14 protein-coding genes and 1 pseudogene are annotated in these 15,422 nt (G+C 60.5%); 7 read left to right on the top strand and 8 right to left on the bottom strand.

Translation table 11 applies throughout. The features are described from left to right. From BG61_RS40150 to BG61_RS18690, 4 genes are all read left to right on the top strand, one after another. A partial coding sequence (locus tag BG61_RS40150; protein WP_075584184.1) for a hypothetical protein occupies positions 1 to 275 on the top strand: 275 nt, incomplete at its 5' end. A gap of 102 nt (positions 276 to 377) precedes the next feature. Then, on the top strand, positions 378 to 947 hold the full coding sequence (locus BG61_RS18700) for a BPSL1445 family SYLF domain-containing lipoprotein (RefSeq protein ID WP_035938766.1): 570 nt from the start codon (positions 378 to 380) through the stop codon (positions 945 to 947). A gap of 77 nt (positions 948 to 1,024) precedes the next feature. Then, positions 1,025 to 1,612: a hypothetical protein gene (locus BG61_RS18695; RefSeq protein WP_035938764.1), complete on the top strand. Its 588-nt coding sequence runs from the start codon at positions 1,025 to 1,027 to the stop codon at positions 1,610 to 1,612. 651 nt (positions 1,613 to 2,263) lie between these two features. Continuing rightward, on the top strand, positions 2,264 to 3,091 hold the full coding sequence (locus BG61_RS18690) for a hypothetical protein (RefSeq protein ID WP_129572306.1): 828 nt from the start codon (positions 2,264 to 2,266) through the stop codon (positions 3,089 to 3,091). A gap of 320 nt (positions 3,092 to 3,411) precedes the next feature. On the opposite strand, the gene BG61_RS18685 is transcribed toward BG61_RS18690, so the two are convergent. Next, complete coding sequence (locus tag BG61_RS18685) at positions 3,412 to 5,031, bottom strand: DUF3300 domain-containing protein (RefSeq protein WP_081868115.1); 1,620 nt, start codon at positions 5,029 to 5,031, stop codon at positions 3,412 to 3,414. A 494-nt stretch (positions 5,032 to 5,525) separates the two neighbouring features. Between BG61_RS18685 and BG61_RS18680 the strand changes: the two genes are divergently transcribed. Together BG61_RS18680 and BG61_RS18675 are read left to right on the top strand one after the other, a co-directional pair. After that, a complete protein-coding gene (locus BG61_RS18680; protein WP_035938760.1) occupies positions 5,526 to 6,125 on the top strand; it encodes a hypothetical protein in 600 nt (199 codons plus the stop codon). A gap of 123 nt (positions 6,126 to 6,248) precedes the next feature. Further along, positions 6,249 to 6,728 carry a hypothetical protein gene (locus BG61_RS18675; protein WP_370818100.1) on the top strand — a complete coding sequence of 160 codons (480 nt, stop codon included), beginning with the start codon at positions 6,249 to 6,251 and terminating at the stop codon, positions 6,726 to 6,728. A 170-nt stretch (positions 6,729 to 6,898) separates the two neighbouring features. Here the strand turns inward: BG61_RS18675 and BG61_RS42005 are convergent, their stop codons facing one another. Continuing rightward, positions 6,899 to 7,189: a hypothetical protein gene (locus BG61_RS42005; protein WP_075584183.1), complete on the bottom strand. Its 291-nt coding sequence runs from the start codon at positions 7,187 to 7,189 to the stop codon at positions 6,899 to 6,901. 69 nt (positions 7,190 to 7,258) lie between these two features. Next, on the bottom strand, positions 7,259 to 7,999 hold the full coding sequence (locus BG61_RS18670; RefSeq protein ID WP_035941783.1) for a 3-ketoacyl-ACP reductase: 741 nt from the start codon (positions 7,997 to 7,999) through the stop codon (positions 7,259 to 7,261). A gap of 299 nt (positions 8,000 to 8,298) precedes the next feature. On the opposite strand from BG61_RS18670, the gene BG61_RS41320 reads away from it, so the two are divergent. Then, complete coding sequence (locus BG61_RS41320; RefSeq protein ID WP_035938756.1) at positions 8,299 to 8,625, top strand: hypothetical protein; 327 nt, start codon at positions 8,299 to 8,301, stop codon at positions 8,623 to 8,625. Between the two features lie 1,161 nt (positions 8,626 to 9,786). On the opposite strand, the pseudogene BG61_RS18660 reads toward BG61_RS41320, so the two are convergent. From BG61_RS18660 to BG61_RS18645, 5 genes and pseudogenes are all read right to left on the bottom strand, one after another. Continuing rightward, a pseudogene (locus BG61_RS18660) lies at positions 9,787 to 10,023 on the bottom strand (helix-turn-helix domain-containing protein); the annotation flags it as partial. A gap of 173 nt (positions 10,024 to 10,196) precedes the next feature. Continuing rightward, positions 10,197 to 11,663 carry an amidohydrolase family protein gene (locus BG61_RS18655; RefSeq protein ID WP_035938753.1) on the bottom strand — a complete coding sequence of 489 codons (1,467 nt, stop codon included), beginning with the start codon at positions 11,661 to 11,663 and terminating at the stop codon, positions 10,197 to 10,199. Positions 11,664 to 11,969: 306 nt separating this feature from the next. Then, positions 11,970 to 12,146 carry a hypothetical protein gene (locus BG61_RS43300; RefSeq protein ID WP_169743311.1) on the bottom strand — a complete coding sequence of 59 codons (177 nt, stop codon included), beginning with the start codon at positions 12,144 to 12,146 and terminating at the stop codon, positions 11,970 to 11,972. Positions 12,147 to 12,235: 89 nt separating this feature from the next. Then, positions 12,236 to 12,979: an acetoacetyl-CoA reductase gene (gene phbB, locus BG61_RS18650; RefSeq protein WP_035938837.1), complete on the bottom strand. Its 744-nt coding sequence runs from the start codon at positions 12,977 to 12,979 to the stop codon at positions 12,236 to 12,238. A gap of 526 nt (positions 12,980 to 13,505) precedes the next feature. Continuing rightward, entirely contained in the window at positions 13,506 to 15,296 is a 1,791-nt protein-coding gene (locus tag BG61_RS18645; protein WP_035938751.1) for a flavin monoamine oxidase family protein, read from the bottom strand. Positions 15,297 to 15,422: the final 126 nt, after the last annotated feature.

The following is a 15,422-nucleotide window of genomic DNA, read 5'->3' as shown; positions in this document are numbered from 1 at the left end:
GCGCGCAAGCGGTCGGAGAAAGCCAGCAGCCAGTCTCCACAGTCTCGCAATGCATCGGCCAGAAATGGGCAAACCAGTCGCAACAGACCGTCATATCGCAGGTGATCGTGGCCAACAATCAGGCGATGGATGTCTATGTTCCGGGTCAGCAGCCTCCGAATGGCTCAGCCGCTCTGGTGCGGCCATCGTGGACGGGTAACAGCAAGACATGGGTCGGTTTCCGCCCGGGCGGGTCAGGCGGCAACACCGGCGGCGATATCGGCGGCTGCCTCTAGACAGCGCGTCAGCCTACATCACCTCGTTGTTTCGACAGATGTGGGCAGCCATCTCCGGCGCGCCAGGCCTGAACCTGCCGCACTTCAATCCAGGAGAATTTCATGAACCGTCGTACCTTCTTTTCGCTGACCGCCATCGCCCTGGCCAGTTCGCTGGCCGCTTGCAACACGGCGAAGACTCCGACGGAAGCGGCCAGCAAGCGCCAGGAGATCAATACCGGCGTCGATAGCGCCCTCAACAAGCTGTACAGTTCGACGCCAGGCTCGCGGGAACAGGCCAGCAAGGCCAAGGGCATTCTTGTCTTTCCGTCGGTGATCGCCGCGGGCCTGGTGGTCGGCGGGGAATACGGCGAAGGCGCGCTGCGCTCGGGAGGCACGTCCATTGGCTACTACAAGACCAGTACCGCGTCGTTCGGCTTGCAGATTGGCGCCCAGTCCAAGGCGGTGATCATGATGTTCATGACACAGGACGCACTCGATAAATTCCGGACCAGCGACAAGGGTTGGACCGCCGGCGTGGATGGCTCGGTTGCGGTGGCGAAGACCGGCGCCAACGGTGCGCTCGACACCGCAACGACGAATGCGCCGATCGTCGGTTTCGTGCTGACGAACGCCGGCCTGATGGCCAATCTCAGCTTCGAAGGCACCAAGGTCAGCAAGCTCGACATCTGACACCGGCCGCTCACGACTATCGAGGCGTCATTCAAGCACGTGCGCAGGCATACCGATGGCCTTTCCCGGGAGTTGACATGAAGATCAAGGTATTCCTTGTGGTGGCCGCCGTAGCCATGCTGGCGCGCCCGGTATTGGCCCAGCCGGAAACATCGGTGGCGGTCACGAAAGGTACAGGCACGGCCACCGTGGTCGGAACGGCAACGGTCACGGCCACGATTGTCGCCATTGATCCGGCTACCCGCACCGTCACCCTGAAGGACAAAAGGGGCCGTGTCGTCGACCTGGAAGTGGGCGAAGAGGCGCGGAACTTCGATCAGCTCAAGGTTGGCGACGTCGTCACGACAGAATACCGGGAAGCGATGTCGCTGAGTCTCACGAAAGCGAGCGGCCCGCGTTCCGCCTCACAGCGCCTGATAGAACAGCGGTCCGCGCCCGGGGCCAAGCCCGGCGGCACAATCGGTCGGGAAATAACGGTACTGGCGGACGTCGTCGCCGTGAATGCAAAGGCGAAAACCGTCACGTTGAAGGGACCGCAAGGCAACGCGGTGGACGTGATCGTGGAGGACCCCGAGCAGATGAAGCACATTCGCAAGGGAGACCAGGTTGAAGTCGTGTACACGGAGGCGGTCGCCATATCCGTTACGCCCGGCACGAACAAGTAGCAGGTCGATGAATCGACTTCGTTCGGGAGTCGATGGCCGCACCGGGCTGATTCTGTTCAGACTACGAGCGTTACGGGCGTGCCTTCGATCGACGCCAGAACATACTCGGGGTGAGCCGCCGCGAGAAGGGTAGTGCTGCGCAAAGCGATGACCCGTAGGGGTTGTCCTCGATGTTCTGATCGATACTGGACTCATTGCTGTTCGGGCCGCTCCTCAACCTGATGGCCTGAGGGTTGATCCTCGCGATCAAGATGTATCCGCTTCAAGTCAGACTCCTGCGCACGCCCGCCACCTGGGATGGTCTGATCGTCACGCTGATAATCCTCATCGCGTTTGACCGCGTCGTTGTGGCCGATTCGATCCAGCGTGCGATGGCCATTTTCAGAAGCGGCAGATCCCGTGCGTCATTTGATCCATCAGATCGCTTGCCTTTCCACCGCCTGCCAGTCCGGTGTCCAGCTGGCTGATCGTTGGCCAGCGTGCGCACGGCTTTTCAACAGGCCTCTCGACCTTGAATGGCTTGTGCAGAAGTTCGCTCCAGAACGCCTGGTAGGACGCGCCGGGCTGCCGCCGTGTGCGGGCGACATTCAGGTCGAACCTCGATGATGCAAGGGACGAAGCGCGGATCTAAAGCCTGTGGAGAGACAGGAGGTGGGCATCATGACTCGCCGGTCAAAATGCATCGCTGCGTTAGCGGCGGCGGCAATAAGTGGGTGGGCTCACGCGATCGACTCCCTTCCGAGCGACGCCGGCGCGCAGTGGCAGATCGCGGTGGGGCCATACCTATGGTTGCCCACGGTGAGCGGCACATTCCGGTTCACGGTACCCGGCGGCGGTGCCGACGCTTCTGGCGGTCCGTACAACTATCTGCAAAACCTCAGATTCGCGTTGATGCTGCAAGGGGAGGCGCGCAAGGGGGAGTGGAGCGTTTTCGTCGACACGGTCTACCTCAACTTCGGGCGACATGAGAGCTCTGTCAATGCGACGAGCGGCGTCCTCGGCACGCGTGAGACACAGCAGAGCGTCCAGACGAGTTTCGCGGGAACGCTGGTCCAACTGGGCGGCAGCCGCACCGTCGTGCGGCGAGGGTGGGGACACGTAGATGCGATCGTCGGATTGCGATATCTTGGTGCGAAGGGGACACTCGACGCCGCGATCGGTGCGACGGTTGGCTCAGGCCCTGGGGCAAGCTCGAACTTTCATGTGGCGCAAGTGCAGAACATCTTCGATGGTTTTGCCGGGCTGCGCGGACGTGCAACGATCACTCGGGACGGCGCCTGGTACGTGCCTTTCTATCTCGACGTGGGGACAGGGACCTCGGAGTTCACATGGCAGGCGCTGACAGGGGTGGCCTACGCGGCAAAATCGATCGACGTCAGCCTGCTCTACCGGTACCTCGCTTTTTACGGCTCGGGCAATCAACTCATACAAACGCTGCGCTTCAGCGGTCCAAGCCTGAACGTGACGTTCAAGTTCTGAGCGCTCGTGGGCGGGTGTTCAAGTCGCAGGACGCTGGTTGCAGCCGGTGGCGTTCCCGGTGTTTCAGGGGCGAGCGTGGCTTCGCACCTCACATGAAATGCCCAGATAAACGCAACCGGTTCCAACAGGTCGCCTGGCCTCAGCCGAAGCATGCACGCCACGCAAGGCAAGACGAAAGCGAACGATCGCATCTTCAACCTGAATGAAGACCTGCCCCGGAAGTCTTCAGCCTTCCTTGAATCTTCAGTGAGTGTTTTCCTGGCTCCTGACCCAGCGAGGGGCGAGCTTGATACGCGGAAGTCTTTGCATGGTCGCTCTCCCTAACGCCGGCCACCGCCGCCTCGGGCGCCGCCACCGCCGCGTGCCCCTTCACCGCCCGCACGGCTATATCCCGAGGACTGCGCGCTCGCACGTCCGCGATTGTAGTCGTGCTGCGACGCCGCGCCTGCGCCGACGCCCTGGAATGCCGTGTCGCGCCCATCACCCGAGTAGCCTCCGCCTGCGCCTCTGCCTCCGGCCTGGGCGCCAGTTGCACTGCCACGAGTGGAGGTTTGGGTACGATTGGCCGTTGCGGCGCTTCGATCGGATGCCTGGCCGCGATTTCCTGTCGTGACGCTCTGGTTGGACGCGCGGGAACGATTGCCGGCTTCGGGGTTGCGGTTGGCCGTTTGTGCGCGATTGCCTGCTGCACCGCCACGCTCAGACGTGCTGGCCCGATTGCCGGGACCCGCTTTATTCGTGCCGCCGGCGCCCTTGGCGACATTCGCGTTATTTGTGCGTCTGGTGCGGTTATCGACGCCCTGATTGCCAGTCGCGGCGCGATTGGCCGCGCTGGTGCGCTCGGGAGCGGCGCCGGTGCGTCCGCGATAGTCGCTCCGCGCCGCCTCGGCGCCCTGCGTCCCTCGCGAGTATCTGTCGCGTGTTGCATTGTCGCGGTAGGCAACGCCCTGACGGTGCCGCGCGTCATGCTGCCACTTGCCGCCCTCCACCTTGGTGCGGTCGAAGTTGCGGTCGATGTTCGTGGCCCTGTTGACGTTGATGTTGACGTCGCCGCGGTTCCAGTTGCAATTGCCGAAGATCGCGCCTGCCGCCGCGATACCGAGGCCCCACGCGAATCCGCTCGCGAGGGCGGCTCCTGGGTAGTACGCCGGATAAGGCGGCCAGTACGTCGGCGGGTAGGCCGGGGCGCTCCAGCCGCCATAAACGACCGTTGGATTGTAGGAGGGTACGTAGATGACCTGCGGGTCAGCCGGTTCGATTCGCACGATGCTTTGGGGTGCCTGCACGGCTTGTCCGCCTTGAGGCGGCTGTCCCCCTTGGCTCACGGCCGGCGGCGCTTCGACAATCACCTTCTGTTGAGCGTTCGTTGTCAGGTTTCCAGCTTGTTGCGCGCGGACCCTCAATCTCTGCACGGCGGCAAGCACATCCTTTTCCTGCGCAAGGAATGCATCCCCGAGCCGCTGGGTCCAGTCGAGCTTGTCGTTCATGGGTTGCAGCACCTGAGGAAACGCAACCAGCGACTTGACGCTCACGTCCCACGGCTGGTCTTGTACCGCTCTCACTGCAGCGTCGCCCTTCAGGTCCCGATGCTCCTTGACCCAGCGTGCGGCATGCACGACTTCGAGCGGATACGTCGACGCCATGAGAACCTGAGACAGCAGTGAATCGGGATAGAGTGCGATCGGCGCAACCAGCGCCTCGAGTTCCTCAGGTGGGTATTGCTGGGCCTGGGGCTGGGCTCCCGATGCCGGAGCTGGCGCTGCAGAGGCGGGGAGCGGCGGTAGCGCGGGTGCTGCTGTTGATGCTGGGACCGAGGCCTGGGCGACCGCTGAGGCTGGAGGAGTCTGAGCCTGAGGCTGCTGATCCTGTTGTTTTTGACAGCCCGCCAGCAAGCCGACGACGAGGCTGGCACTCAACAGTCGTGCGATCCATATCGTCATGGCCATTCCCCTGTTCGTTTTGCCAGGCGGCGAATTGATCGTTGACGGACGGTCAGCGCCTGGTGCGCGGCGCACGGGTGGTGAAATGCCGCGGTAACGGCATGCTCTGTCTGCAAGGGAAAGATCTCGGAAAACGTCCTATCCGTGCATCCGTTGGGGCCGCTCCCTATCAAGGATAGGTCGCGTGATCGTATCTGTCAGGGGCTGTCCCAACTCCTGGTCGGTGTCGACCAATCAGCCTGCTGAACCTGGCTTGACGTATCGCGATGCTCGCTGCGACCCAAACGGGAGTGCCGCGTCCAGTAACCTCCACGTTGGATCGCGGGAAGACTGTCTGAACAAGTGCGCCCACGTCTACTGACGCTTGCAATCTGCGTGGGCGTCGCATATCTTCCAAAGGGATTTACGTATTGATCCGTTCCGAATCGCAACATCCTCGAGCGTGACCGGCAGGTTGGTTTTTCGCGGTCGCCGTTGCTGCAAGGGAGCCGGCCATGCATTTGAAAATTCGTTATTCACGTCGATTGCTCACGCCTGTATTGGCTTTGGCGTTACTGATGGCTCACGGCGCAAATTGCGTAGCGCAGGTGCCCTCGAGCGAGTCAAGCGCGGCTGCCATAGACGTCGTCGTGGAAATGACCGGGCGCGTAGAAAGGATTGACGCCAGCAAGCACTTGGTCACCCTGCGCGGTCCGCGGGGCAATCTTGCCGAAGTGGAAGTCGATCCAGCCGCCGGGGACGTGAGTAAATTAAAGGTTGGCGACATGATTCACGTCGCCTACAAGGGTGAAGTGCTTGTATCGGCTGAAAAAGTAAGTTCGAAAGGTATTCGCTCGCGGGTCGAGTCGGACGTGACCGTGCCAGCGTCTGGCGGTACAGCGGCGTCAGCGCGTCACATCAAGGTTGTCGCAACCGTGCAGAAAATCGACCTGAAGAAACGGCAAGTGACGCTGCGAGGACCCAGGCATACCGTGACACTGCAGGTTGCTTCCGACGTCCCTCTGGAGCAATTGAAAGTGGGGGATGACATCCGGGCCGAATACGTTGGTGCGGTAGCGGTGCGGGTGACACGGCCTGGGGCGAATGTTCAATAGCATTCAAGCCGCATTGGTGGCTGATATTCCTCCACTTCGCCTTTCGGAGATGAGTCAGCTGTCTTTGAATTGCTAGCGAGGGGCAGGGCACACTACGCCGTCATGTCAATTCGATTCGCAAGCATGCTGGTTTCATCCGGGGCGCTCGCGCTTCTCGCTTGTGCGCAGCCGCATCAGCAGGTCGCGCCGGGCGAGAACGAGTCTGCGCTCATCGCGCGCCTCGGCCCCCCGCGCGAAACCTACGACTTGCCCAATGGCGGCAAGCGCCTGATGTGGCCAACTCAGCCCATGGGTTCGACGACGACCGCAGCGGACGTTGACTCGTCTGGCAAAGTGGTGAGCGTGCGCCAGGTGTTGCAAGACACCGAGTTCTATCGTGCCGAAGTTGGGAAGTGGACGCGCAATGACGTGCTCGCGAACTTCGGCAAGCCCTTCGAGACAGCTTACTTCAAGCGCATGGACAGACAGGTGTGGTCATACCGCTATATGGAGAACAACATCGACCACATGATCTTCAACTTCTTCTTCGACGACCAGGGCGTCTTGCGGCAGACGCAGAAGATGCCGGACCCGAAATACGATCCCAGCCGGCGCCGGTTCTAGATCCTGTTCGCCCTTTTCGTTTGGGAGGCGAACGCACAATACGCAACGGATGTCGCTCACGCCGAGCACCGTGGGGACGTTGTCCCGCGCGTTGCATGGCGTGAGCGGCAGTGCCGGGCTAATTGAAAAGTCTGGCTACATCGTGCGCGTCAAGGGTCGGCTGTGCGCACTCAGGCCTTTCCGTTGAGGGGCATCGACGTGCTATTGGCGCCGAAGCCGTCAATGATGCGTTGTGCGGCTGAATAGCCGCGCATCAACGCTTCAGCAGACGTCCCAAATGGACGACTGGTTGATTCACCGAACCGGAGCGGAGCAGCTGCTGCAGGACCCGCGCCCCGGGAGATATTGACAACGGCCACGTATCCGCCCGGTGTGACATAAGCGTGTCCCCTTCGTGTTCCATCAACCGGCTCGGCATCCACATCGACGGTGAAGTCTTTGTAGTTGTATGTTCGATGCATTTGCGCCCTCCATCGCTGATATCGGTACGAGAATGTCGCGTCTTCGCTGCCTGTCGCGCGAAAGCCGCGTCACCCCATGTGCAATCCACCGTTGAGCGAGAAGTCCGCGCCCGTCGCAAAGGCGGCCTCGTTACTGGCAATCCACGAGACAATCGATGCTATCTCCGAGGGTTCGCCGAGGCGACGCACCGGAATGCCTGCAACGATGGCCTCCAGCATCTCGGGCTTGACAGCGCGGACCATGTCCGTACCGATATACCCGGGTGAGACGGTATTGACGGTGACACCCTTTGCCGCCACTTCCTGCGCGAGCGACATCGTGAAGCCGTGGATGCCGGCCTTGGCGGTCGAGTAGTTGGTCTGCCCGAATTGGCCTTTCTGCCCATTGACCGACGAGATGTTGATGATGCGCCCCCAGCCCCTCGAGACCATCCCCTCAATGACTTGCTTGGTGACGTTGAAAAGGCTTGTCAGGTTCGTATCAATCACGGCATTCCAGTTCTCCAGCGTCATTTTGCGAAAGACGCCATCGCGCGTGATGCCGGCGTTGTTCACCAGTACATCAATCTCACCGACGTCCTTTTTCACCCTGTCGAACGCCGCCACGGTCGATTTCCAGTCGCCAACATTGCCCTCGGAGGCAATGAAGTGAAATCCCAGTTCGGTTTGGTCGGACAACCATTTCTCGCGGCGCGGCGAATTCGGTCCGCAACCTGCCACGACCGTGAGACCGTCCTCATGAAGGCGCTGACAGATTGCGGTTCCGATGCCGCCCATACCACCCGTTACGTACGCAATTCGCTTGCTCATGCTTTTCTCCTGTCTCCACCATGGTGAATAAACAATCGCTTTCGAAACTATGCCGCGCGAAACCACTGGCAATCGCGGACTATTTGAACTCATGCGACTTGAGGTGATGCTCCAATGAACGCCCTGCGAATGGTTCTAGTGCCAACTGCCGGTAACGACTAAAAGCTTCCTAAGTATCCCGACGCCCCTCAAGGACGCCTGCGTCGGCGAACGTTGCCCGTAGCTCCTTGAGAGCTGCCGTCGGGTGCGGCGGAATCGGCAGCGTCCGTGCGCGATGACCCGACGAAAGGCGTTTCGAATTGGTTCGAGTCGAGCTGCCCGATGAAATCGTGGAGCACTGTAAGAGCCTCTGCTTGTCCGCGCCGTTCGACCTGCCGAGCGAGCAGGGTGAGGAACACTCGAAGGTCCTCCCGGCCGTATCGCTGCTGAAAATGCTGCGCCGTTTCCTCGACGGCTGCTCTCATAGAAGCCGCGTGCAGCATGCTGGCAAGATGCGATGCGCCCTGCGCCAGTTCGACCTGGTATTGCCTTGCGCACCGAGCTTCATCGGCGGCTTGCCTGCGTCGGCTCAGGTTCATGGCGTTGTCGCGGCAATGGCTTTCCCTTGGCCGGTGCATAGCCGGTGAACGTCCACGTCGGGGGGGCCGGCAAGGCGCCTGACTGCTTGATGCAGCGGCACGGTGATTCCCCGCCGCGATAATTTAGCCTCGTGCTCGCTTGCAACGAACCATCTGGTGGCCGTCGCCGGGATGACGGCGATGGCGCCCCGAAGCGCATTGTCCTCTGTGCCCCACGCAAGATGTTCGCTTGTTTGACTTGTTAGGCCCATTGTTCTTTTGTCTCTCAAGATTTTATTATGACTTTGCGCCTGGCTCTTGCGGCGTCACCTAACCATCCTTTCGCAGGGTGACTCTCGCATGGCGCTTATTTAATGATACTAATCGACTTTTGGTCTTCTAAAAAAATAAAACGCATGCGACAGGCGGCTTACGTTAATTAAGAATATTTCTCATATTCAAGGAATATGCTTGAATACCTGCTGCGCAACTTGCGCAAACGTTTGCGTTTAGCGGGGGACGGTATTCCCGTTCTAATGTGCTGCAGTCGATAGGCACGTTCGTAGCAATGAAGCAGTGAATTGAGGCACGAGCGGATGTCAACGCCTGAAAAAACAATTGACGTCAGACGTACTCGTCCTGAAATGGGGCTTCGCTGACCTGCAACATCTGAATCTCATGTGTTTACCTCATCAAGTCGATGATAGCTGTATCGGCCCGGAATCATTGGGTTGCTTATTCAATAAGTGGGAAGGCACATAGCGGAGTTTGCCGTTCTAGATTAGGGGTTTGCGATTGCCTTTGACTAAGGCGAGGATGTCGCTCGGCGGTCGCAGTGCGCGTGTCTGGGTTCGGTAGCAAGCGGTTTAATGACAGCGCTGCAAGTCGTTAGACATCCAATGAGAGATGAGCCTTAGAAGCGTGGCACGAATGCTTGTTCGATAGGGCAGTTCGCTTTGCTAGCGCTTTTTCTTCGTATCCGGTTGCTTTCGCATTGTCCCAATGGCGACGTCTTTCAGTCTTTGGCGCGGACACGCATGTTGTTCGTCCGCACCCGGTATCTGTTCGACCCCATCCTGCGCATACCGCTTTCGTCGATCGAAGATGCGCTGCTGGCTGTGAATGATGTGGTGCGGAAAGAGCGAACGGGCAGGCGGCAAACAGATTCTGTGCGTTGCCGGTCTGTCATTGTCAAACCAGCATGACGCTCGCGAATGATCTAACGTGCCCCCGGTCGGCGGTCACCGCGTCCAATCGGTTGTTGCTGGGCTTCGAGCGCCGACGCGACACGAGACCTTGCGCTCCGTGTTCGCGCAGTCGCTCGACCAGCCGACGGATCTGTCGGCTGGTCAACTCGAGTCGTTGCTCCGCGCGCCACGGCTTGAGCTTGCCGTCCGCCAGGTCCTCAATCACCTTGAATCGGTCCAGCTCGCGCATCGTCATCGTGATCCGTTCTGTCGCAGCCATCGAAGCCTCCCGCGCTGGATTCCCAGCGGCCGATCAGCTTACGATGGAGCGAAAAAAGGACATTTCAACTTGGCTAAAAGCGGACATTACTAAAAAGCTGCGACAGTCAAAACTACGCTAATTAAGCTTATGTTAAATCACCAATGAACCCAACCCCACCATCCCGCGCACCCTCAAGCCCCCCATGCCCTGAGATTCAAAAACTCGCGACGCGTCTTCGGCCCATGCGTCACGAAGCTCGGATCCGGCCGCTCCTCACGATATTCCTCGCGCTCGAACGCGATCTTGTCGCTCTTCACATACTTGCGCAGCACGTCGGCGGGAACCGGATAGATTCTGAGCGCATTGAGCCCGAAGATGTTTGCGCGCATCGCCGGAGTGATCTCCGGGTACCCGTGCCTGTCCCGCAGCGGGGCTGAAATCTGAAACGTGCGAAAGGCCTGTATCTGGTCCTGCGGCGAACCGTACCAGATCGAGTCCGTTCCCCAGAGCACGTTCGCCTCGCCGCAGGACTTGAGCAGCTTGCCGAGCGTGTGGGCGGCGGTGTCGGGATCGCGCATCGCAAAGCGCCACGTCGACCCGAGCTCCGCATAGACGTTCGACCCCGGTTTCACGCCGTTCTCGCGCAGGCTCGTGACGAGCGCGTCGATGCCGTCCGCGCGACGCGGGTCGTAAGGACCCTCGCCGCTTCCCGGCACGAATCCCGAGTGATAGATCAGGAAATTGACATCCGGATAGCGCTTCGCCACGCGCCCGATGTCGACGCACGTCGAGTGTTCGTACGATCGCTCGCCAAACGGAATGCCCTTGTGGATCGCGATATTCTTCACGCCGAGCTTGCGCGCCTTTTCGATCAGCGCGATGCCCGGTTCGTCGTCCATGAAAAAGCCCCGGCCGCTCGGCCCCCATTGCGTGTACGTCTTCCACGCCGAGATCCTGTAGCGCTCGGCGAGTTCGTCCATGCCCTCGAGATCGCCCGGCTGGTTCGGATTCACGCGGCCATGAATGTAGATGCGGTGCGTGCCGTCGAGCCGCGCGACGATGCCGGCCGTCGCCTGCGCTTCCTCCATCGTGAGCGGTTCGTCCTCGCGCGTGGAAGGCACGAACGACAGCACCATCAGGTCGGTGTCGGAATCGAGGAAGACGTCCTTGACGAACTCGTCGGGCCCGATGCATTGCAGGTAGCCGAGTTGCCCCGCGCCCGCGGCTCGCGCGCAGTGGCTCGTCTTCGGCATCTGCAGCGGTCTTGCGCCGGGCGGCAGGCGCTTCGTCCACGCGCCGGTCGGATTCACGAAATGCCCCTGCACGTCGAAAATGAACTCCGATCCGTCGAGCGTCGAGCGCGCGAGTTGCAGATCGCGCGCGGCTTCGGCGGGCACGTCGAAAAACCCGCCGGTGCGGCCGTTTCGCGCGTAAGCCTCGTTCATGCCGAGGAGCGTGGTCGCAGCGCCGCAGGCGCTCACGAGAAAGCGGCGCCGGTCGAGTGCCAGGCGTTTCGCGTTTTCGCCCGCGGCGTCGAGTGCACGGCGCCGCGCTTCGTGATGCACGGGCTCGAGCGGGATCGGCGCGAATTCGCCATTCGTGGCAGTGTCGAGCTTGATGGGAAGCCGCTTGCCGTCGGGGTCGTTCAGGAACGCCATGACCGTCTCCTTGTCGCGCGAGGCGAAAGAGAAACTGATGCGTCGACTGGGTCGCTACCCGGGTTAGATGGCCGGTGGCCGATCCGGTTCAGGAAGATGTCGGCGAGGCGGCGAGGCACACGTGCGGTGCGGGATGCCGGAACCGGCTTCGCGCCGCCCTGCTCCAGCCCTTCGCGGCGCACCGACGTGCGCCGGCGGCATCGCGTCGCGCGGCTGGTGTGTGCGTTCAGGATCGCTGCGCTGCGGGATCGTCACGCCGGTTCACCGGCGTGACGGCTCATGCGGACGAGCGGTGTCAGCGGCAGGTCACTTGTCGCTGATCCAGTGATCCCGGGGCCGTCCCCGATACCACCAGTCGTGATGGTCGAGATGACTGAGCAACTGCGTGCGGCGGCGTTCGCGCCGATAATGCGCGAGCACCAGCGGCAACGCGATGACGAGCGCCGACGCGCCGACGGCCATGCCCACCCATGTTTCACTCATGACAGTCTCCCTGAGAACCGACAAGAATCGGCAACATCATTGCGCAGTGGATGCTTCACGGCTCCCGCGCGTGCGAGGGCCGCGTCGTCTCACTGCATGTGCTGTCCGCCGTTGATGGCGATGTTCGATCCGGTCATGAAACCGGCGTCGTCGGAGCACAGGAACTGCACGAGTGCCGCGACCTCTTCCGGCTTGCCGAGACGTCCGGCCGGGATCTGAGGAAGGACTTTCGATTCGAGGATGTCCTGCGCAATCGCCGTCACCATTTTCGTGGCGAGATAGCCGGGGGAAATGGTGTTGACGGTCACGCCCTTGCGCGCGACTTCGAGCGCGAGCGCCTTCGTGAAGCCGTGCATGCCGGCCTTGGCGGCGGCGTAGTTGGTCTGTCCGACCGCGCCCTTCGAGCCGTTCACCGACGAGATATTGATGATGCGACCCCAGCCGCGCGCGACCATCGCTTCGCACAGCGGCTTGGTCATGTTGAAGACCGAGTCGAGGTTGGTGCGGATGACCGTGTCCCAGTTGACCTTGTCGAGCTTCTTGAGCGTCATGTCGCGCGTGACGCCGGCGTTGTTCACCAGAATGTCGACGGGCCCGACTTCAGCCTGGATTTTCGCGGCGCAATGCTGGCACGAGTCGTAGTCGGCGACATCCACCGGATACGCGCGAAACTGGCGGCCCGCCGATTCCATTTTCGCGAGCCAGACGTCCACGCCGGCGTTGCCCGCCGAATGCGTGACGACAACCTTATAACCCGCATCATGCAGCCTGATGCTGATCGCCTCTCCGAGGCCGCCCATGCCGCCGGTCACTACAGCGATTTTCTTGCTCATCCTTTCCATCCGATCGATTTACATCTGCGAGGATAATGAATTGCCAATGCCCGCCTCGCACATACGGCCATTGGCTTGACACGTGTCACGGCAGCCCTCGTGCAACTGAAGGCGCGGTTTCGCGTGTTGATTTGCCGGGTCTTTAATGCCCTTTGCAATGCTCTCAGGTGATGCTCTCAGGTAATGCCCTCGGTGATTTCCTCTCGAATAGGTCGAATATGGCGGGTGCGACGATGACGCGCATATAGCAGAGGGTGAAAGGACGAGTTGCCCTCGCCTTCCATCTTCTGCCTGCGAGCTTCGGCCCCGCGGGGGTAAAAGCCGCAACCGGTCCGCGGTACCGGCAATGCGAATCAAATAAACAAACGAACGGACGTATCTAAACGATGGTGCTTCGCAGCAATAGAGAGGTCATTCTAATGCGTCATTTGTAATATTTGGGATGCCGATTTATAGGTAGTTACCCTTATTTCAGAGAATTGGGTTCGTTTCTTGCCTAGTCATGTTTCACGGGCGAATCAAATATTCATTCACGCACGATAAATTCGCTGTCGACAGGAATGGCGTCGAGATGATTCTTCCATTCAACGAGTTCGGCGAAATGCTGCCGGGCCAGCTTGTTGCGCAATAGCGAGGGCAGCCATTGCAATTCGGATTGGCCATATCGCTGAAAAATGCGATGCAGCGAATACACGGCCGATCGCAATGATCCTTCAATGAAACCGTGATAGTCGGAATACGCCTCGCCGCAGATGTGGACGCTCTGATCGTAGCTGCTGTCGAGATCGGCCAGTCTACGCATCACCACCCAGAACCGCCGCTCGGGGCGCCACGCGTGATTGCCCGCGCCATAGGGGTCGCGGCCCCAGTCGCGAATGCCGTACCACGCGATGCTCCCGCTCGCCACATCCCGTCCGCCGCCGCGCCGGATGTAGTGCAGGATCTTGTGCTTGAGCCTCGAGTCGGCGCTCGTCCGGCCGTGGCCCGTGACGTCGTACTGGTGGCCCGGCGGCACGTAGTTCGACCAGAAGGACGTCGCCGGCCGGTCGGTGTAGGCCATCACCATGCCGCTCGTGCTGCCGCGCGTCATTCCGTCCCAATAGTGGAGTTCGCGGGTCGGAATGTCGGTCGCGAACTGATTCGCCGGGCGCGGCGCCGGCCACCAGCGGCGATCGACCACCGCGAATACCTTCACCATCGGAAAACCGAATGCGGAATCGACGAGTTCATCGATCCTCGGTTCAACCGCCAGAAAAGCCTCGCGGCTGTTGCCGATCAGCGCGGTGAGCGGCCGGATCGGAAGCGCGAGTATCACGCGCGTATGCGGGAGCGAGGTCCTCCCGTCTGCGAATGTCAGGCGCCATTTGCCCGTTTCCTTCGAGAGGCTCGTCACGGCGTGGTCCGTGAGCAGATTTTTTTCACCGATGCGCCGGACCATCAGCTCGACGATGCATTCCATTCCGCCGTGAATGCCCTGAAGCTTGTTTCCATAGCAAAGCCCCTTGAGCCACCAGATAATCCATTCCGCCGCATTGGGATTATCCGGAAGCAGATGATAGAAAGTGCCGAGATCGCGCATTTTCATGATCGACGTGTGATCGAGCACGTCCGCGATAATGTTCCAGAAACCAATATGGCATAGCTGAGTCGGCGTCCGATTTGAAAACGGGCTTTCTATCCATTGCGCCGTTGTCTGGAATTCCCAGCAATCGCGGTCGTTCAGTTCTTCGAGCCACGGCATGAATGCGAGTTGCTGCTTTTCGAAATCCGTGCCCGCCTCGTCCATGGCCCTGCGCCATTTTTCGAGTTTCCTCGCGATTTGCGAATTTCCCGAAACGCCGACCGTGTACATGATCCGCATGAGCGCGAGCGTAAGCAATTCCAGAGGCGACTTGCCGTCCTCTGACCGCGGCATGGAATACTTCGGATCACGGGACGAGGTGGGCGACGAATATGCCGGAAAATCGACCAGATGCGGCTTCCATTTCCGGTCCTTGCCGGTTTTCGACCGGGTAATGCCAAGCGTCGTCAGCAGCGCCTTCAATAAATGCTGCAATTCGCATTCGACTCTCATCGGACCGAATTCGGCATAAAAATCGAGTTCGTTCCGGACATCCGCATGATCCGATTCCTCCGCGAAATCGTCCCACGTCGAGCCGTCTTTTCTGATTCGCACGGTGCGAATGCGGCCGCCCAGCCGGTCGGACGATTCGTAGAGCGTGAACGGAACGTTTTCCTTTTGAAGCGCAAGCGCGCAAAACAGTCCCGTGATGCCGCCGCCCACGATCGCGACGTGTTCCCGTGATTTTCTCTTCATATCGACGGCCCTCGAAGGAACGACCGGTCCAGCAACCGACGCGGATCTTGACGTGAAGCCATCCGTATATGAATGCAGCGTAGGACACGCGCGCGCGAACCGCCATCGGCCGGCGTGTTATTGCAG

The organism is Caballeronia glathei (assembly GCF_000698595.1).
In the GTDB taxonomy this organism is placed as follows: domain Bacteria; phylum Pseudomonadota; class Gammaproteobacteria; order Burkholderiales; family Burkholderiaceae; genus Caballeronia; species Caballeronia glathei.
This window is presented reverse-complemented; position numbering and strand designations above follow the sequence as displayed.